This window comes from Paraburkholderia rhizosphaerae (assembly GCF_004366595.1).
GTDB classification, from domain to species: Bacteria; Pseudomonadota; Gammaproteobacteria; order Burkholderiales; family Burkholderiaceae; genus Paraburkholderia; species Paraburkholderia rhizosphaerae.
This window is the reverse complement of record NZ_SORE01000008.1, coordinates 223610-241384: the sequence shown is the minus strand read 5'-3', so window position 1 is coordinate 241384 and position 17775 is coordinate 223610. Positions and strand designations below refer to the sequence as shown.

The 17775-nt window shown below is 65.2% G+C and carries 19 protein-coding genes; 12 read left to right on the top strand and 7 right to left on the bottom strand.

The genetic code is table 11. The features are described from left to right. Positions 1–33 precede the first annotated feature (33 nt). Entirely contained in the window at positions 34–693 is a 660-nt protein-coding gene (locus BX592_RS13130) for a BON domain-containing protein (protein WP_134192198.1), read from the bottom strand. A 203-nt stretch (positions 694–896) separates the two neighbouring features. Between BX592_RS13130 and BX592_RS13125 the strand changes: the two genes are divergently transcribed. Continuing rightward, entirely contained in the window at positions 897–1106 is a 210-nt protein-coding gene (locus BX592_RS13125) for a ChaB family protein (protein WP_134192197.1), read from the top strand. On the opposite strand, the gene BX592_RS13120 is transcribed toward BX592_RS13125, so the two are convergent. The 4 genes from BX592_RS13120 to phbB form a co-directional block, all read right to left on the bottom strand. Continuing rightward, positions 1107–1667, bottom strand: coding sequence for a hypothetical protein (locus tag BX592_RS13120; RefSeq protein ID WP_243849519.1), 561 nt, complete (start codon positions 1665–1667; stop codon positions 1107–1109). Beyond that, complete coding sequence (locus tag BX592_RS13115) at positions 1655–2182, bottom strand: flavodoxin family protein (RefSeq protein WP_134192196.1); 528 nt, start codon at positions 2180–2182, stop codon at positions 1655–1657. The genes BX592_RS13120 and BX592_RS13115 overlap by 13 nt, the downstream gene beginning before the upstream one ends. A gap of 151 nt (positions 2183–2333) precedes the next feature. Next, positions 2334–4109, bottom strand: coding sequence for a PHA/PHB synthase family protein (locus BX592_RS13110; protein WP_377681479.1), 1776 nt, complete (start codon positions 4107–4109; stop codon positions 2334–2336). Positions 4110–4204: 95 nt separating this feature from the next. Next, a complete protein-coding gene (phbB, locus tag BX592_RS13105; RefSeq protein ID WP_134192194.1) occupies positions 4205–4951 on the bottom strand; it encodes an acetoacetyl-CoA reductase in 747 nt (248 codons plus the stop codon). A 329-nt stretch (positions 4952–5280) separates the two neighbouring features. Here phbB and BX592_RS13100 point away from each other — a divergent pair, with 329 nt between their 5' ends. From BX592_RS13100 to BX592_RS13090, 3 genes are all read left to right on the top strand, one after another. Next, a complete protein-coding gene (locus BX592_RS13100; protein ID WP_134192193.1) occupies positions 5281–6120 on the top strand; it encodes a universal stress protein in 840 nt (279 codons plus the stop codon). Positions 6121–6199: 79 nt separating this feature from the next. Next, the gene (locus BX592_RS13095) at positions 6200–6703 is read left to right on the top strand and encodes a universal stress protein (RefSeq protein WP_134192192.1); all 504 of its coding nucleotides are present in this window, start codon (positions 6200–6202) and stop codon (positions 6701–6703) included. After that, the gene (locus tag BX592_RS13090) at positions 6700–7566 is read left to right on the top strand and encodes a universal stress protein (RefSeq protein WP_134192191.1); all 867 of its coding nucleotides are present in this window, start codon (positions 6700–6702) and stop codon (positions 7564–7566) included. Before BX592_RS13095 ends, BX592_RS13090 begins: the two co-directional genes overlap by 4 nt. Before the next feature lie 75 nt (positions 7567–7641). Here the strand turns inward: BX592_RS13090 and BX592_RS13085 are convergent, their stop codons facing one another. Continuing rightward, on the bottom strand, positions 7642–8136 hold the full coding sequence (locus tag BX592_RS13085) for a universal stress protein (RefSeq protein WP_134192190.1): 495 nt from the start codon (positions 8134–8136) through the stop codon (positions 7642–7644). A gap of 276 nt (positions 8137–8412) precedes the next feature. Here BX592_RS13085 and BX592_RS13080 point away from each other — a divergent pair, with 276 nt between their 5' ends. From BX592_RS13080 to BX592_RS13055, 6 genes are all read left to right on the top strand, one after another. After that, positions 8413–10458 carry a PAS domain S-box protein gene (locus BX592_RS13080; protein WP_134192189.1) on the top strand — a complete coding sequence of 682 codons (2046 nt, stop codon included), beginning with the start codon at positions 8413–8415 and terminating at the stop codon, positions 10456–10458. Further along, positions 10455–11102 carry a response regulator gene (locus BX592_RS13075; protein WP_134192188.1) on the top strand — a complete coding sequence of 216 codons (648 nt, stop codon included), beginning with the start codon at positions 10455–10457 and terminating at the stop codon, positions 11100–11102. Before BX592_RS13080 ends, BX592_RS13075 begins: the two co-directional genes overlap by 4 nt. A 150-nt stretch (positions 11103–11252) precedes the next feature. Further along, positions 11253–11636 (top strand): response regulator, encoded by a 384-nt coding sequence (locus BX592_RS13070; RefSeq protein WP_134192187.1) that lies wholly within the window; start codon positions 11253–11255, stop codon positions 11634–11636. A gap of 28 nt (positions 11637–11664) precedes the next feature. Beyond that, complete coding sequence (fnr, locus tag BX592_RS13065) at positions 11665–12450, top strand: fumarate/nitrate reduction transcriptional regulator Fnr (RefSeq protein WP_134192186.1); 786 nt, start codon at positions 11665–11667, stop codon at positions 12448–12450. A gap of 204 nt (positions 12451–12654) precedes the next feature. Then, the gene (locus BX592_RS13060; RefSeq protein WP_134192185.1) at positions 12655–13002 is read left to right on the top strand and encodes a c-type cytochrome; all 348 of its coding nucleotides are present in this window, start codon (positions 12655–12657) and stop codon (positions 13000–13002) included. A gap of 81 nt (positions 13003–13083) precedes the next feature. Then, positions 13084–13455, top strand: coding sequence for a DUF3564 domain-containing protein (locus BX592_RS13055; RefSeq protein WP_134192184.1), 372 nt, complete (start codon positions 13084–13086; stop codon positions 13453–13455). Positions 13456–13525: 70 nt separating this feature from the next. Here the strand turns inward: BX592_RS13055 and BX592_RS13050 are convergent, their stop codons facing one another. After that, a complete protein-coding gene (locus BX592_RS13050; protein WP_134192183.1) occupies positions 13526–13846 on the bottom strand; it encodes a hypothetical protein in 321 nt (106 codons plus the stop codon). 371 nt (positions 13847–14217) lie between these two features. Between BX592_RS13050 and BX592_RS13045 the strand changes: the two genes are divergently transcribed. After that, on the top strand, positions 14218–14715 hold the full coding sequence (locus tag BX592_RS13045) for a hypothetical protein (protein WP_134192182.1): 498 nt from the start codon (positions 14218–14220) through the stop codon (positions 14713–14715). Positions 14716–14769: 54 nt separating this feature from the next. Next, positions 14770–17688 carry an AMP-binding protein gene (locus BX592_RS13040; protein ID WP_243849518.1) on the top strand — a complete coding sequence of 973 codons (2919 nt, stop codon included), beginning with the start codon at positions 14770–14772 and terminating at the stop codon, positions 17686–17688. The last annotated feature ends 87 nt before the right edge of the window (positions 17689–17775 follow it).

The following is a 17775-nucleotide window of genomic DNA, read 5'->3' as shown; positions in this document are numbered from 1 at the left end:
TCTCACTCTCTACGCTGTGATGCGCGCGCGTTTTCACGCGACGCGCAGCCGGTCGTCGACCGCTGTGACGCCCGGCGTGCCAAGCGCCGCACCGCGCACCAGCGCGCGCTCCGCGGGCGAGGTGACCCGCCCGGACAGCGCGACCTTGCCTTGTTCGATCTGAATGCCGATATGCTTCAGTTCGCGCTCCGTATGCCGCTGGATCGCCTTGCGGATGTTCTGCTCGATGTCGACCGACGACGCTTCGCCGCGAATCCGGATCTGATTCGCAACGCCGACTACGCCCCGCATGTGCGCGATATGCTGCTCGGCGACCCGGCTGCGGTACGCATCGTGGAGTTCGCCGGTCAGCGTCACGCAGCCCTTCTCCACTTTCACCTTGACGCTGTACTCGTCGAGCCCGGCGATCCAGTCGAGAATGCCGCGGATACCTATTGCAATGTCTTCGTCCGTGCGTCGGTCGTTTTGCGGCAAGCTGACATCGAGCTTCACGACCACTGCGTCGACGCCGGAAACGCGCATCGCCGATTTCTCAGCCGCGAGTTTTTCGGCGTAGCTCGCGACATTGCCGGACAGCGTAACGATGCCGTTCGACACGCAGACGCCGATCCGGTTTGCATCGATCGCCGCATTGCCTGCCAACTCGTCCTCGACTTCCTGCCGGATCTGACTATCGGGTTTTACAGTGCTCATTGCCGGTCCTTGCTCGTATGCTGATATCGATTCGAGCGGCGCACATTGCACAGCCGCGCTGCTCTCCTGACCTAGCGTAGTGCGTGCGCGCGTGCGCGATTTGACCGGAATCAAGCGCTCGATGCATCGATGCACCGAGCGCCGGTCTGACGCCGACGCTGCCCGTACCGGGACGTCTTGCCCGTTACAACGAGGAGAAAGACATGCCCTACTCCAGCAATGAAGATCTGCCCGCATCGGTGCGCGAACATCTTCCGCCGCACGCACAGGACATTTACCGCGCTGCATTCAATGCCGCGTATGACGAATATGCGGCCGACGCTCGACACGAGGAAATCGCGCATCGGGTCGCATGGGCGGCGGTGAAGCGTTCGTATCTGAAGGTGGGAAATGAATGGGTCGCGCGGCGATGATCAGCCGGGTTGTTCGATGGTCTGCTGGAAAGCGGCTTCGGCCGCTTCGATCTGCGGTGCGCACAGCGAGTAGGTCCAACCCGGTCCGCCCGCACCGTTGTACATACCGCGGCACAGGCCTTTCAGGCTGATGCGCGTGGAACCGTCGTCATGGGTCGCGCGCTCCGCCCGAAAGTACGCGATGCCAAACTCATAGGGCCGGGCAGTTTCGATGACGCTATCGTCCGCACGACGGATGCGCGTCGGCGAATGTTCGACGACATAGGCGCGGGTGCGCGCCCAGAACCGATCGCAGGCGTCCTGTGTATCGCAGACCACCGATGCGTGCTCACGTGCGGCGGCGAGCTGCGTTTCGGTTTTCAGAAATGCCGCGGTGCGTTCATCCCCATTGGGGCTGTGCCAGTACGGATCATTCCAGTTCGAAATGGTGCAGCCCGCGGCGCAAGCGGCGCACACCAGCGCAACGCACGCGCGTACAGCCATCGCACGCGCGCCACTCGCGCGTGGCGCGCCGGCATGCTGATACGTGATGTTGCCGTTGCGCCGGGCTACATCGTCCATTCGATCGTCTCCAGTGTCGAGAGGCGATGGCGGATCTTGTGCGCGAACGCATCGAGCAGCGCATGGTCGTGTCCCGACTGCACATCCGCCGCGGTCACTGCACAGGTGGCTAACGGCGATACGCCGGCGCTTGCGCGCATCCGCTCGAACGCCTTGTCGCTGCCGCGTCCGCCGAGGCTGCAGAAAAACGCCACGTGGCGAAGCTGGTTCCGGTGGTCGGCAAGCCAGGTCGCGACCGGCGTCGACGGGCAGCTTGCCCAGACCGGCGTACCGACCACGACGATGTCGTAGCGTGCCAGATCGTACGCGGTCGGCACCACGTCCGCGCGCCGCTGCGCGATCACGTCGGCAAGCGAACGTACAAAACCCCGTATGCCGCGGCGCCGCCGCGGGTCGCCGCGTTCGCGAATGCCCTCGCAATCGGCCGGCAGAATCGCCGCAAGCCGATCGGCGAGGCGTCGTGTCGTGCCGCTTCTCGAGAAGCACACGATGAGTATTCGAGGAGGCGCTTGCATGACCGGATCTCCTATGACGGGTTCGCATCCCACTACCTGCCGCGAATCGCGGCGCTTGTGGTCACTGTACGAAACGACCATCGACCGGCATTGACGTCGATCAACAAGCGCATGCGCACCGCAGCAGAGGCGGTGCAACGCCGTCCGTGCATCAGGGTTGCAGCACGTAAGAGCCGGGTGCGTCGGCCAGCCCGGTATCGACCCGGCGTGCGCCGGTGTCGCCGCGCGAATGCGCGTGTAGCCATGCGGCCCAGCATGGCCACCAGGATCCTTCGACCGGCGCCGTATGCTCGACGAAATCGTGCCGGCTGCGATAAGGCGCATCCGGCACGCGCGTCGCGCAGCGATAGTAGCGGCCCACATGGCCCGGCTCGGAAACGATGCCGCCGTTGTGTCCGCCGGCGGTCAGCACAAACGTGAGCTCGTTGTGCGTGAGCAGGTTCAGCTTGTACACCGAGCGCCACGGCGAAACGTGATCGCGCTCGGTGCCGACGACGAACGCCGGCACGGCGATGTCCGACAACGCGACTGGTCTTCCGTCGACGCAATAGCGCCCTTCCGCGAGATCGTTGTTCAGCAGCAGTCGCGTCAGGTACTCGATGTGCATCCGGTATGGCATGCGCGTCGCGTCCGCGTTCCACGCCATCAGATCGCTTGGCTTCGAGCGGCGTCCGAGCAGATACTCGCTCATCATCCGCGACCAGATCAGATCGCGCGCGTTGAGCAGCTGGAAGGCCGCGGCCATCTGCGCGCCGTCCAGATAGCCCTGGCGCCACATCAGCGCGTCGAGCGCGGCCAGTGCGCTCGCGTCGATAAACAGCCCCAGCTCGCCCGGCGCACTGAAGTCGGTCTGCGCCGCCAGCAATGTGATCGAGCGAAGTGCATCCGGCGCGCCGTCGCGCGCGAGCGCCGCCGCGGCGATGGCGAGCAGCGTGCCGCCCAGGCAGTAACCGACCGCGTGCACCGGCAGGCGTTCGCAACGTTCGCGTACGTACGCAAGCGGCTCGAGCACGCCCAGTTTCAGGTAATCGCCAAGCGTGAGCTCGCGGTCCGCCGCATCCGGATTGCGCCACGACACGGCAAATACCGTGAAGCCCGCGCCGACCAGATAGCGGATCAACGAATTGTGCGGCTGCAGGTCGAGGATGTAGTACTTCATGATCCACGACGGCACGATAAAGATGGGCTCGCATGCGACGCGGGTCGTCGTTGGCGTGTATTGCAGCAGTTCGCATAGCGCGTTGCGCCACACCACGCGCCCCGGCGTAATCGCCAGTTCATATCCCGGCCGGTATCCGCGATCGCGCACTGCCTGCTTGCCGCGCAGCGCACAGGCAATCTCTTCGGCATCTTCGAGCCAGTGGCGCGCACCGGCCGCGAAATTCGCGCCGCCGGTGCGCACCGCAGTTTGCAGCACGAGCGGATTGAGCGCGACGAAATTGCTCGGCGACCACGCATCCAGCCATTGACGCGCGCCGAAACTCACCATGTCTTCGTGATGGCGGCTCACCCCCGGCACGCCAGTGGTCGCATCGCGCCACCAGCGCTGCACGCGCAGGAAGCCGTCACGCCACACGCAGTATGGCCAGTGCGACCACGCGGCATCGGCAAACCGGGGGTCACCTGTCGCGTCGGCAGCCGGCAGTGTGTCCGGCGGCGCGGCATCATCGCGAGTCGGCGCGGACGACCACGCATGCGATGCGCGCATCGCAAGGTCCAGACATTTTCCGGGCGCGAGCCCGACGTGCATCGACCAGTCGAGCAGTGCGAGCGCCATCGATGCCGGCGACAAGCCGCCGGTAAGCGAAGCAAGCGTCGCCTGCGCCGCCTGGTCGAGCGGATCGGCATGCGCGGACAACGCCGTCGCGAAATCGTGCTGCTTCGCCTGCGAAGGCCTCGGTCGCCGCGGGTGTCCGACGTCGGCCATGGTTCGGCCCCGGACGCCGGCGGGCACGGTGCCGGAGGCGTCGCGCACCTGCGCTGCCGGAATGCTCGCGTGCGCTTCGGTTCCGCTGATCTCGCTCATCGCATGTGCATGCCGCCGTTGATCGCGATCTCCGCGCCGGTGATAAAAGCCGCATCGTCCGAACACAGAAAAGCAATGAGCGCCGCCACTTCGTCCGGTTTGCCTAGCCGGCCGACCGGAATTTGCGGCAGGATGCGGCTTTGCATCACGTCGTGCGACACCGCCTCGACCATCGCGGTAGCCAGATAGCCGGGCGCCACCGTGTTGACCGTCACACCGTGTTTCGCGACCTCCAGCGCCAGCGCTTTGGTAAAGCCGTGCACGCCGGCCTTGGCGGCCGCGTAGTTGGTCTGCCCGTAAGCGCCGCGCGCGCCATTGACCGAGCCGATATTGACGACCCGCCCGAAGCCGCGTCCGACCATGCCGGCAATGAACGGCTTGGTCATGTTGAACAGGCTGTCCAGATCGGTTCGCATCACGCGATCCCAATCCTCCTTTGACATCTTCGCGAACGTGACGTCGCGTGTCACGCCAGCATTGTTGATCAGGATGTCGACCCGCCCCAGTTCGGCCAGCACGCGGCGCGCGCATGCTTCGCACGAGTCGAAATCGCCCACGTCCGCCTCGTACGCGCGAAAGTCGCGACCCGCATCGCGCTCATGCATCAGCCATGTCGCGACGTGATCGTTGCCGGGCGAATGGGACATCGCCACGGTCACGCCGGCCTGATGGAGACGGCGGCTGATCGCGGCACCCAGCCCGCCCATGCCACCTGTGATGAAAGCCACGCGTTTGTCCGACATGCTGTTCTCCCTGATCTGCCTGCCATTGCGTTTGAACCGTCGTGTTTCCGATCGCATCATGCAGCCGGCTGATGCAGCTGGCTGATGCCGCAGCTTCGTGCGACGCCCGTCGCAGCGCATCGCCGCCGTGCGTTCAATCTAGTGCCTATGCAGTGCCGGCCGTTGATGTGGGTCAAGCGAACGCGGCACACGCGCGCATCGGCTGCCGCGCACGCCGGCTTGCCCCGTTGATCTGCGTCAACGCCGCAGACACCGCGCGCCATAGACTGGATTCGAGTTCGGGCCGTGTGCCCGCTGACCAACCAGGCGACCCAGCGACGGAGCGAGTGATGAGTTACAGGAGCCTTATGGTCCATCTGGACAACAGCGAACATGCGCAACAACGGCTTGAGCTCGCGCTGCGCATCGCCCGCCAGTTCGACGCGCAGCTCATCGGGCTGTACGTGACCTTCACGCCCGATTCACGCGCGTTCTTCGTGATGGCCGGCACCGCGGACTACTACACCGAACATATGCGCCGGCGCGAGCAGCGGCGCGGCGCGCTGGAGCGGCTGTTTCAGGCGGAGTGCGCACGCGCGAAGGTCACCGGGCATTTCCTGTGTTCGAACGGACACGGCAACCGGGCCGCCACGCAGCAGGCACGCGTGGCGGATCTCGTGATCGCCGGGCAGACCGACCCGAACGACCCCGAGTCGTTCATCGACGACCACTTCGCCGAGCATCTGGTGATGGCGGCCGGACGCCCGGTGCTGTTCGTGCCGTACGCAGGCGTATTTCCGGACGTCGGCAGGCGCATTCTGATCGCGTGGGACGGTAGCCGGGAAGCCGCGCGCGCCGCCTATGACGCGCTGCCGTTTCTGTCGCGCGCGAAACAGAGCACGGTCGTGACCGTGCACGGCGCGGCCAGCGAAGCGCCGGGCGCACGCATCCCCGGCGCGGATATCGCGCTTGCGCTCGCGCGCCACGGCGCGGACATCGATGTGCTGGAGCTCGAAGGATGGACCGATGCGCGCGTCGGCGACACGCTGCTGACGTGCGCGCACGAGCACGGCTGCGACATGATCGTGATGGGCGCGTATGGTCACGCGCGCTGGCAGGAGGCGGTGATGGGCGGCGCGACGCGAACCGTTCTGCAATCGATGACCGTTCCGGTGCTGATGTCGAGGTAAGGCGGCGGTGAGCAGTGACGCCGGGTGCGCGGCGTAAAGGACCGGAACCGCATAAACGGCATTTCGTGAAGGAGCCCCCATGTATTCGAACATTCTGGTTGCGCTGGACGGCAGCGACACATCGACCCGCGCGCTTGGCTTAGCACTGCGGCTTGCGCGCGAAAATCACGCCCAGCTGCATCCCGTGTACGTGATCGACGTGCCGCTGATCGCCTATGACACGCCCGGGTTCGACCCGGCGATCGTGCGAGACGCATATCGCGAGGAAGGCGAGCGCGTGATCGAGGCGGCACGCGACCGGATGGCGAAACTCGCCGTTACCGGCAGCCCGCGCATTGTCGAAGCCGTGGCGCCCGGCGAAGACGTTGCGCACCGCATTCAGCTGGCGGCCGCCGAATGCCGCGCGGACCTGATCGTGATGGGCACGCACGGGCGACGCGGCTTCCGGCGGCTCGTCCTCGGCAGCGTGGCCGAACGCGTGCTGCGCGTCGCGTCCTGCCCTGTTCTTCTGATGCCCGCGCAGGCGCGCAACCAAAACGTCGACGAGGCGGAGCAGTCGGCCGCGGAAAAGGAACTGTCATGAGCTACAAGACGCTGCTGGTTCACCTCGACGACAGTCGTCCGTGCTCGGCGCGCACCGCGGTCGCGCTGGATCTCGCGCGGCGTTTCGATGCACACGTGATCGGCCTTTATATCGTTTGCCAGGAGCTGCTTCACCCGCTATGCCGCACCGATGAAAGCCTGCGGCCCGCCGCGCTCGAAGCGCAGCATGAGGAGCGGCAGCAGCGCGCGCGAAGCGCGTTTCTCGATGCCGCGCAACGGGCCGGATGCAGCGCCGAATGGCGCGCCCCGCCAGGACCCGCGGTCGAGACCGCGACGCTGCACGCGCGGCATGCGGACCTGAGCGTGCTCGGCCAGACGGACCCGAAAGATCCGGCGACGTATATCGCGCGGCATTTCGTCGAAGATCTGCTGATGACGTCCGGCCGGCCTGCGCTTGTTATCCCGTATGCCGGCAAGGTCGAGACGCTTGGCGACAACGTGATCGTCGCATGGGACGCAAGCCTGGAAGCGGCCCGCGCACTATCGGATTCGCTGCCGCTGATCCGGCGCGCGAGGTTTGTGACGGTCGAGGAGATCGTCCGGCATCGGGATGCAAGGGACGAAAGAGATGAAGTATACGAAGCGAGCGACACCCATGCACCGCACGCGATCGACGTGTCCTCGTTTCTCGAACGGCATCATATCCGCGCGTCCTTTTCGACGACGCCGCGCGTGGCCGGCGTAAGCGCCGGCGCGACGCTGTTGAACCGGGTGTCGGATCTGCATGCCGATCTGCTCGTGATGGGCGCATACGGACACTCGCGCGCGCAGGAGCGCGTGCTGGGCGGGGCGACGCGCACGATCCTGGAGTCGATGACGGTACCGGTGCTGATGTCACATTGAGCAGACATCGTGATGAGCAGGAGGCCGGCGGCGCCGCGCGGCCTCTTTACATTGTGTAAAGCGCGGTCGCCACGGCTATTGCGGCGATCGCGCCGTAGCTGAGTCCGGGCTCGGCGATTCCGGTGCGGCGGCCCGCACCAGCAACACTGGCCGGTTTGTCGCCCGCAAGACGGCTTCCGCAACACTGCCCATCAGCAAACGTTTCAGCCCACGGCGGCCATGCACGCCCATCACGATCAGATCGGCACCGCACGACTCAGCCGCGAGCGTCAGAACCTCGGCTACCGTTGAGCCATTGGAATCGATCATGCGCGCGGTGCCCGTCACGTCGTGCTCGCGAAACTGTTGTTCCGCCTCCTCCAACGCCGCCGCAGCCTCCTTGTACGAAGCCGTCTCCACGACATGCTCCTCGACGAATCCTGAATCGATATCGACGAGCGTCAGCCCGTGCGACACCACACTGACCGCTTCGACGACCGCGTGCGCGCGAGCCGCGATGGCGATCGCTTCATCCAGTGCGCGCCGGGCGCAGCGGCTGCCGTCGAGCGCAACCAATATCCTCTTGTACATCGTGACCTCCGTTGAAGCATGCCAGCCGACTAGCGCGGCGCCATGCGCCGCCAGTCCAGTTTGGCGAAGGCGAACCGGTTGCTGTTGACGCGGATCAACAGGAAGCGCACGGTAGGTCCGGATTGGCGCGCGGCGTGCGCGCGAGCACAATCTTGCGTGCGGTGGCCACGAGCATGCCGGCCGCCCCAAACGCGCATGCAGCGGTAGGCGACCTGTTACAGCCATCGCATTGGCGCGTAAAGCGATATACCGTCGAATCGATCGGAGGTGTTGCAAATGGCAGCGCGCAATCAGGCGGACCAGGACGGGCAGACGCCGCGCCGGCTCGAACCGGGCTGGCGGTTGCGCAAGCCGGCCGTCGTCATTGGACTGATCGTCGCCGGCGGCGTGGCAGGCAGCCTGGGTGTGGCCATGTGGGTCGAGCACGACTTGCGGCACACGGCCCACGCCCGTTTCGAGCGCCGCGTCGAGCGTCTGGCCACGACCGCCCGCAACCAGCTCGAAGGCAGCGTGTTGTTGCTCGAAGCCGGGCGCACCGCGATCGAAAGCGCTTCGGTCCCGCCCGGGCAGGCAATCCGCGAATTCGCCGAAACCCTCGATGTCGGCAACGCACGCACGCCTGTACGCACGCTCGAGTATATGAGCACGGATCAGCTTGCCGCGCGCGGCGATCCGGCGGTGCGCGCCGCGCTCAGCCGTGCCACCGCATCGCAGCAGACCGGGCTTGCCGTGCCCGCCGTCGGCGTCGTGCAACCGCAAGAAGGCGCTTTATTGCTCGTGCTGCCGGTGCGCGCGCCGCGCGCCAGCCCGCCCGTGTCAGCCGGCCGGCGCGAGCCGTCCGGATTTCTGCTCGCGTCGGTCGATCCAGCGCGTCTGTTCGAACCAGCCGGCATCTCCGAGCAGGGCATCGACATGCGTCTCGTCGCCGGCTCGCCACCAGTGACCGTCTACGAAGCGTCGCGCGGCGCGGAGGACGTACCGGCGCCACAGCACGCGTTCGACGCATCCAGGACGTTTTCATTCGGCGGCACTCCGCTGACGTTCGTGTTCGCGGCCAATCGCGACGCCGCGACGGGCGCGGCCGGCCCGGTCGCGCTGATTCTGGTGGCCGGCCTTGCCGCAACGGTGTTGTCGACGCTCGCTTGCTACTGGGCGTCGCGCCGTGCAAACGGTGCAACAGGCGCGAGCGATGAGGTGCTCAACGAGGCGCGCATGATGAGCGTCGTGCGCGCGTCGTCGGACGCGGTGATCACGATCGACGACGCGCAGCGCATCGTGATCTTCAACCCGATGGCCGAACGCGTGTTCGGCGTATCGGCAATGGAGGCGATCGGCACGACGCTCGACCGGTTTATCCCGCAGCGCTATCGCGAAGCGCACACGAAACATGTCGAGCAGTTCGGCATCACCGGTGTGTCCGACCGGCAGATGGGCAGGCAGCGCGTGCTGTTCGGCGTGCGCGCGAACGGAGAAGAATTCCCGCTGGAGGCGTCCATTTCGCAGATTCGCGACCGCATGGGCAAGCTCTACACGGTCGTGCTGCGAGATGTCACCGAGCGGGTGCGTGCGGAAAATGCGCTGCGGCAGTCGCGCGAGGAACTGGCCGATCTGTCCGCGAACCTGCAGAAGGTGCGCGAGGAGGAAAAAACGCGCATCGCCCGCGAACTGCACGACGATCTCGGCCAGCAGCTAACCGCGCTGAAAATGGACCTGTCGGCGGCCGAACGCGCACTACGGCCCGCAAACCCGGATGCGCCTGTCGATCGACACGCGGCGGCGCAGGCACTCAGACTGCTCGACGGCATGCGCAGGCTCATCGATTCGACGGTCGCGTCGCTGCGCCGGATCGCCGCCGATCTGCGGCCCGTGATGCTCGACGACCTGGGATTGCTGGCGGCGATCGACTGGCTGACGAACGACTTTACGCAACGCTACGGAATCCCCGCCGAACGGCGGATCGACGCCGGACAGACGAGTTTCACGCGCGAGGCCGCCACTGCGATCTTCCGCATCGTTCAGGAAGCGCTGAACAACGTCGCACGACACGCGGACGCCACGGTTGTGCGCGTGAGTCTGACAACGACTGGCGACCATTGCCTGCTCAAGGTCGAGGACGACGGCCGGGGCGCACCGGCCGATGAACGGCGCGCGCAAGCGAACCCGAACGCCGGCACACCGCGCACCTTCGGGTTGATCGGCATTCGCGAACGCGCGCGCCTGCTCGGCGGAACGGTTACCATCGATACAGCGAAAGATCACGGCTTCGCGCTGACCATTTCCTTTCCGCTACGCGCCGTGCAACAGGAAGAGACGCTTCCATGACCAGGGTATTGATTGCGGACGACCATGCGATGGTGCGCGACGGCCTGCGCCACATCCTGCAGAGCGCCAGCGGCTTCGAGGTAGCCGGCGAAGCGTGCGACGGCGTGACCACCATTGCGCTCGTGCGCAAAACCCCCGCGCAGGTGCTGGTGCTGGACCTGTCGATGCCGGGCCGCAATGGCATTGAACTGATCAAACAGATCAAGGATGAAAAGCCCGAGTTGCGCATCCTCGTGCTCACCATGCACGCCGAACAGCAATACGCGGTGCGCGCGTTCAAGGCCGGCGCATCCGGCTACCTGACGAAGGAAAGCGCGAGCGCCGAGCTGGTGGGCGCCGTCACCAAGGTCGCGTCGGGCGGCGTCTACGTCAGCCTCGCGATGGCCGAGCGGTTCGCGCAAAGCCTGAACGAGCCTGCCGATACGTTGCCGCATCAGCGGCTCTCCGACCGCGAATTCGATGTGTTCCGGCGCATCGCCGCCGGCCAGACCATCACCGAGATTGCACAGGAACTGTGCGTCAGCGCGAAAACGGTCAGCACGTACAAAACCCGTATCCTCGAAAAAATGCAAATGCCGCACGAAGCCGCGCTGGTGCGCTACGCGCTGCGTCACCAGCTGTTCGACGACCAGGACGACCTCTAACCCTGGGGTCTTTGCTCTGTCTGCGCTGCATCCCCTGATTCATCGGACGCGTCCGTTGTAGGACTTCACCTACAACGATTCGGTACGTCCTACCGGAACTTCAACCGCTGCTGATTCTTTTTTGAGATAGCGGTGCCGATACTGTTTCGCATGGAAACCGGAATCGTCACTGTCTATCTCGTCGAAGATGCGTCGCAGGTCAGGCGCAACATCGCCCTCCTGCTCGAAATGATTGCCGGCGTGCAGGTTGTCGGCGAGGCGGAAGACAGTGAAACGGCGCTCGGTGAGATTTCCGCTCGCCGCCCCGATGTCGCGATCATCGATCTGTGGCTATCGAGCGGCAGCGGCATCGAGCTGATTTCGGCCCTGTCACACGCTTTGCCGGACGTGGTGACCATCGCTTTCACCAACCATTCAGGACCGGCTTTTCGCGCGGCGTGCAAGACAGCGGGCGTGCACTACTTCTTCGATAAGACCACTGAAATCGATGCTGCCTGCCGCACCATCGAAACCCTTGTATCCGCGCGCCGATAGTGCGTTGTGAAAGAGAGAGGAGTTGATCATGACAGCCATATCAGCCCAACTGGTCGCGCCATCCCCACGGAACGCGATCCATGCCATCCATGCGATTCACTCCGAACCGCGCGCAGACACGGCGAAGCGCACCAGCGTGCGCTGCTCGGGCTGCTCGATGCGCACCGTCTGCATGCCTGCCGGTTTGACTGCTGCCGAATTCGCAAGGCTCGATTCCGTCATTTGCTCGACCCGGCCGGTCAGGCGCGGCGATGCGCTTTATCGCGCGGGCGATACTTTCCAGAGCATCTACGCGGTGCGTGTGGGATCGTTCAAAACCGTTGTGATGCATCGTGACGGCCGTGAACAGGTAACCGGCTTTGAGATCGCAGGCGAAGCACTCGGACTCGACGGCGTCTGCACGAGCCGCCACAGCTGCGACGCGATTGCGCTGGAAGACAGCGTGGTATGTGTGATTCCGTTCGCGCAGCTCGAAGCCGTTTGCCGCGAAATTCGCACGATGCAGCACCACGTGCACCAGATGATGAGCGGCGAAATCGTGCGCGAGTCGTCTCTGATGATGCTGCTCGGCACGATGACCGCCGAGCAGCGCGTCGCCGCGTTTCTGCTGAACCTGTCGAAGCGCTTCAAGGCGCTCGGTTATTCGCCTGCGGAATTCAATCTGCGCATGACGCGCGAGGAAATCGGCTGTTACCTCGGCATGAAGCTCGAGACGGTGAGCCGGATGTTCTCGAAATTCCAGCGCGAACGGCTCGTCGAGACATGCGGCAAGCAGATCCGGATTGTCGATCCGGACGGACTGTCGCGAATCTGACTGCAAGTGCGAGCGCCGGATTGTCCGCCGAAGCTAGCCGCCGATCGCCTGTTCAGCCTGAATCCCCGACGATTGGCGGCCCCGTCCGCACGCGGTGCGCATGAGGCTCTTCGCCTCACCTGACGCCGCCGCGACGCTTGATACACGTCAAAGGCATTCGCGAGCGTCAGGCTACAGTAATCACGAACCGACGGAGCCTTCACCATGTCTACTTTGCTTCTTCGCGTGCTGGCCATCGGCGTGGCCGTGACGGCCGGCGCCGTGTGCAGCGGCGCCTATGCGCAGCGCAACGAGCCAACCGAACTGGTCGATCAGCAACACTGCATGTTCTGCCATACGTCCGACGCTCCGTTTCTTGCGCCGGCGTTCCACCAGATTGCCGAGCGCTACCGGAACGTGCCGAATGCGAACCTGATGCTCGAGCAGAAGCTGCGCGCCGGCGGGCGCGCGCATTGGGGCGACATGCCGATGCCGGTCTCCGCTGAGCGAGGCGGCCCGCCGTTGTCCCCCGAAGACGCACGCACGCTGATCGAATGGGTGATGAGCCAGTGATGCTCGCCAGCCCGGACTCTCGTCGGACGACCCTCACGGCGAGACGCTCCGCGAGAACGGAGGGCTGCAACGGAGAAAGCAATGCGTATTACCGTGCACCTCGATACATTTAACTGTGCGGACCCGTCCGTGTACGCCATTCTCTGGCTCGACGTCGATGCACGCAAATGGTCGCGCGAGGGCCATGCGGTGATCGATCTGCCCGAATGGGGGACGCTCGAATGCAGCGGGAGCGATACGCGCATCGCTGCTCAGCATGGCGGACATCCGGTCTGCGTGCTCGAGGGACTTAATCTCTCGGGCCTATGCGGGCCATTCGAAGGAGAAAGCGGCCGTGCGCTGTGGCATCGCTATGCACATCACGCGCCGGTGGTCGGGCACTGGCACGTCCAGTGTATCGACGCAACCGCCACCGCGCCCGAACGCGGCGTGTTCGCGGACGATGAAATCTGACCGCGCGCGGGCCCCTAACTTCACGCTCGGACCCCGGACCGCGTGAACCATACGGTTGCTTTTTTCCCGTTCAGTGAATGTGGGTCCTCGGACTCGCCATTAGCGCCTGCAACTCCCGTTCGGCAAGATCGAACGCTTGCTGGATCGCCTTCTGCGGATTTTCGTTCTCGCAATGATTGATCGGCTTGAGGCCGAGCGTACGCATCAGAAGGTCGAGCCGCACATCATAGACCGGATGCCCGCTGCGCCAGCGCAGCGCCTCGATCGCCAGATGACAGCCAGACAACAGATTGCTGTAGCGCTCAAGACGCACCAGCTGAGCACCCGCTTCGCTCTCCAGATCCTTCGAGCCGGCAAAGCCGAGATAAACGATTTGCATGCCCACTCCCATGATGGCCTCTCCCGCGCAATGTGTTCGCCATTCACGCCGTCGCCACCTGAGTGGAGTATTGCGCAACTTGCTGCCTCGATGATCGCCGCAACGATCATCGACGGCTTGACGTGCGTCAACTGGGCGACATCCGCGCTTCGTCGCGCGCGAGCTTGATGCATGTCAATGGAGCGCCGCGCGCGGCGGTGTCGAATGGACTGGCCACGATTTGCAAAAGACATAGGCTCTCGACCGATGAAATTCATGCAGATGCTGATGCGCGTGCCGCCCTGTCTGTGCAGTGCGCTTTGTGCCGCCGATGCGCATACGCGCATTCGGTTACCCCCTCTCACTCGCGATGCGTGTGGGCGAGGCAGACAGCGGACACGATAATGGCACGCACCATCCCACTGTTGCACCGCCGCGTGCCGGTTGCCGAATTCCGCTTCCGCTACGAGCCGAAGCGGCGCCGGGCGCAATGCTACGACGTCGCGTTTTCGCTTGGCTGCACAGGCGAGCTATGCCACATCGAAATCCGCCACGCCACGCACATCGATGCCGACGCTCAAGCGTTTACGTCCGGTGCGCTGAGCCCGGCGCGCCTGCGCCGTGCGGTCGAACTGCTGGCGCTGGTCGATCGCGTCGTCTCTCGCGACAGAACACGCGTGAAGCCGGGCTCATTGATCTTCTCTGCCCGGCTCAAGACTCCGCCTGCAGCGCGCCCGCTCCCACCGTTCATCGCCACCGGCGCCGGGCAGCGGCCGAGCGATGCAGCGAAGCTCGCAAGCAGGCCTCGCTGGCTCGGCCCGGCGAAGCGCTCAGCGCGGCCATGGCATGAAGATCAGGCGCGCGCGCATGGACGCTATCGCTATCCGTCGCGCGGCATCTGAAGCGTACTGGACCGCGCGAGCGCACGTCCAGAACCGCCATCAAGGAGACATCGAATGACGACCATGACGCACGTCGGCCAGGACTCGATCCGGGCCGAATTCGCGCAAGCCCAGCTGCTCGACATCGTTCGGACACTCAGCGATGAGCTTCACGGCGTGCCGCCGGCGCAAGACGGTGGGAAGCGCAACGAGGCCCGCGCGCCGATCACGCCGGATACCGAGTTCGCACGCGATCTCGGCTTCGACAGTCTGGTGCGTGCGGAATTGCTTACGCGCGTCGAGCAAGCATTCGGAACGAATCTTCCCGTTGACGCATTCGCCTCGGCAAAAACGCCGGCGGACGTCCTCGACGCGCTGACCTCGCCGATGCGCCTGGCGACCGCCGGCGCTTGCGCGCCCGCACCAGCTGCGCAGGCGGTACGCGCCGCGACATCGGTCGATACGCCGAATGTCGCGTGCACGTGGTCCGAAGTGATGCAGTGGCACGCAATACGCTATCCCGAACGCGCACATCTCGTGATTCTCGATGAGGCCGGCGGCGCACGGCGCGTCAGCACCGGGCAGTTGTACCGCCAGGCGCTGCTGGCTGCGGGCGGTCTGCGTGCACTTGGCGTCGCCCCCGGCGACACGATCGCATTGATGCTACCGACGAGCGTCGACTACTTTGTATGCTTTTGCGCGATCCTCTTCTGCAACGCGATTCCGGTACCGCTTTACCCGCCGTCGCATCGTCTCGATCTCGAAGATCATATGCGCCGCAACGTTGCGATTCTCGCCAATGCGCGCGTCAACACACTGATCGCAGCCGGTGAGATCGGCCTGATCTCGCGGCTGCTCGCGCTTCAGGTGCCGACACTGCGTCGCGTGCTTTCGCCCGCGCAGATCGCGCCGCAACCGATGCAGGCGCCACTTGCCGCGCGCGCCGACGATATCGCGCTGCTGCAATACACCTCGGGCAGCACCGGCACGCCGAAGGGAGTGATGCTTAGCCACGCGAATCTGCTTGCGAACGTGCGTGCGATCGGCGAACGCATACGCGTCGACGCGAACGACGTGCTCGTCAGCTGGCTGCCGCTCTATCACGACATGGGACTGATCGGCGCATGGCTCGCGCCGCTTTACTTCGGCCTGACGCTGGTTGTGATATCGCCGCTGACGTTTCTCGCGCGGCCGGAAAACTGGCTGCACGCGATCGCGCGGTACCGCGGTACGATCACCGCGGCGCCGAATTTCGCTTACGAGCGCTGTGTGCAGCGGCTCGCCAGAGGCGATCTGACCGGGGTCGATCTGTCGTCGCTGCGTTTCGCGTTTTGCGGCGCCGAACCGGTCAATCCGCGTACGATCCGCGAGTTCGCCGCGCGATTTGCCGCCTACGGCCTCGACCCGAACGCGATGACACCCGTCTATGGACTGGCCGAGAACACGCTTGGCCTGACGTTTCCGTCACCGTCGCGTGGCCTTCATGTCGACCGGATCGTGCGCGCCGCACTCGATCAATCCGGCAATGCGGTTACCGCGCTGAACGGCGACGACATCGTCGAAGTGGTCGGTTGCGGTTACCCGCTTGACGGAACCGACCTGCGCATCGTCGATAATGACGGCCGCGAGGTGCCGACGCGGCGAATCGGCCGCATCGAGTTTCGCGGCTCCTCGGCCACGTGCGGCTATTGGCAGAACGCGCCGCAGACCGAAGCATTGTTCGATGGCGACTGGCTTGACACCGGTGATCTCGGTTATATCGCCGACGGTGAGCTGTTTGTGACAGGGCGCGTGAAGGACATGATCATCCGCGGCGGCCGCCATTATTTCCCGTATGAACTGGAAGACACGATCGGCCGCCTGCCGGGCGTCGTACATGGCGGGGTCGCCGTCTGCGGCGCGCGTGACGAGCTCAGCGGCACCGAGCAGGTCGTCATCGTCGCGGAGACCACGCTGTCCAGCGACGACGCCGACGCGCGCAGCCGCCTGAAGGCGCGGATCAATGCGGCAGCGATCGCACTCTACGGCGCACCGGCCGAACAGCTTGCACTGGTGCCCCGACGCAGCATTGTCAGGACACCGGGCGGCAAGATACGCCACGCGGCGACACTCGAGCGCTTTCTGCAAAGCGGCCAGGTACTCGCGCCACCCGCATTCTGGCGGCAAGTCGCCGACACACTGCGCACCAGCGGCGTTGCGCTGGTGCGCCGGCAAGCCGATCGCGCACGGCACGCCGCGCATGGCGTCAGGTGCTGGAGCGTCTTTGCGGCGATTGCCGCGAGTGTGTTCGTCCGCATCGCGTTTCGCCACGACAAGGCCCGCAACTGGCGCATCCTCGCGCAAGGCTGCCGTCTGTTTCTGCGCGCAGCGGGACTGCGCGTCATCGTTGCGGGCGACCTTGACGGTGCGCGCGAGCCGCATGCGGTGATCGTGTCGAATCATACGAGCTATCTGGACGTGCTCGCGCTGGTTGCCGCATTGCCTGCGCCGGTCGGCTTCGTGTCGAAGCGCGAGCTCGCGCACCATCCGTTCGCCGGTCCGCTGCTGCGCGCGATCGGCGCGCGATTCGTCGAACGTGGCAGCTATGCGGGCAGTCTTGCCGATGAAGCACAACTGATCGAATTCGCGAAAGCAGGCGAGCGCTTGCTGTTCTTTCCCGAGGGTACCTTTACGCGCGAGGCCGGCTTGCGCGCGTTTCACCTCGGCGCATTTCGTTGCGCGTGCATGAGCGGCTATCCGGTCGTACCAGTCGCGCTGCGCGGCGCGCGCACCGCGATGCGCGACGGCGAATGGGTGCCGCGACGCGGCACCATCTCGATCTCCGTGCTGCCGACGATCGCGCCCGACGGCGCCGACTTCGCCGCAACCGCGCGGCTGCGCGAGCGCGTTCGCGCAGCCATTGTCGCGAACTGCGGCGAGCCGGATACAGCGGGTCCGATCGCATCGCCGGCGGCCTCTCGCCTGCCCGCTTCCACCGCAACTCATGCACTGTAGGAATACGCCGCACGACGAGTGACGAGGACTACGTCGACTTCAGCCGCACCTGATTGGATCAGCACGCACTGCGCACCATACTTCAGC

Coding starts and splice junctions, on each gene's coding strand:
- BX592_RS13130 (WP_134192198.1), bottom strand. CDS start 693: ATGAGCACTGTAAAACCCGATAGTCAGATCCGGCAGGAAGTCGAGGAC.
- BX592_RS13125 (WP_134192197.1), top strand. CDS start 897: ATGCCCTACTCCAGCAATGAAGATCTGCCCGCATCGGTGCGCGAACAT.
- BX592_RS13120 (WP_243849519.1), bottom strand. CDS start 1,667: ATGGACGATGTAGCCCGGCGCAACGGCAACATCACGTATCAGCATGCC.
- BX592_RS13115 (WP_134192196.1), bottom strand. CDS start 2,182: ATGCAAGCGCCTCCTCGAATACTCATCGTGTGCTTCTCGAGAAGCGGC.
- BX592_RS13110 (WP_377681479.1), bottom strand. CDS start 4,109: ATGGCCGACGTCGGACACCCGCGGCGACCGAGGCCTTCGCAGGCGAAG.
- phbB (WP_134192194.1), bottom strand. CDS start 4,951: ATGTCGGACAAACGCGTGGCTTTCATCACAGGTGGCATGGGCGGGCTG.
- BX592_RS13100 (WP_134192193.1), top strand. CDS start 5,281: ATGAGTTACAGGAGCCTTATGGTCCATCTGGACAACAGCGAACATGCG.
- BX592_RS13095 (WP_134192192.1), top strand. CDS start 6,200: ATGTATTCGAACATTCTGGTTGCGCTGGACGGCAGCGACACATCGACC.
- BX592_RS13090 (WP_134192191.1), top strand. CDS start 6,700: ATGAGCTACAAGACGCTGCTGGTTCACCTCGACGACAGTCGTCCGTGC.
- BX592_RS13085 (WP_134192190.1), bottom strand. CDS start 8,136: ATGTACAAGAGGATATTGGTTGCGCTCGACGGCAGCCGCTGCGCCCGG.
- BX592_RS13080 (WP_134192189.1), top strand. CDS start 8,413: ATGGCAGCGCGCAATCAGGCGGACCAGGACGGGCAGACGCCGCGCCGG.
- BX592_RS13075 (WP_134192188.1), top strand. CDS start 10,455: ATGACCAGGGTATTGATTGCGGACGACCATGCGATGGTGCGCGACGGC.
- BX592_RS13070 (WP_134192187.1), top strand. CDS start 11,253: ATGGAAACCGGAATCGTCACTGTCTATCTCGTCGAAGATGCGTCGCAG.
- fnr (WP_134192186.1), top strand. CDS start 11,665: ATGACAGCCATATCAGCCCAACTGGTCGCGCCATCCCCACGGAACGCG.
- BX592_RS13060 (WP_134192185.1), top strand. CDS start 12,655: ATGTCTACTTTGCTTCTTCGCGTGCTGGCCATCGGCGTGGCCGTGACG.
- BX592_RS13055 (WP_134192184.1), top strand. CDS start 13,084: ATGCGTATTACCGTGCACCTCGATACATTTAACTGTGCGGACCCGTCC.
- BX592_RS13050 (WP_134192183.1), bottom strand. CDS start 13,846: ATGGGAGTGGGCATGCAAATCGTTTATCTCGGCTTTGCCGGCTCGAAG.
- BX592_RS13045 (WP_134192182.1), top strand. CDS start 14,218: ATGGCACGCACCATCCCACTGTTGCACCGCCGCGTGCCGGTTGCCGAA.
- BX592_RS13040 (WP_243849518.1), top strand. CDS start 14,770: ATGACGACCATGACGCACGTCGGCCAGGACTCGATCCGGGCCGAATTC.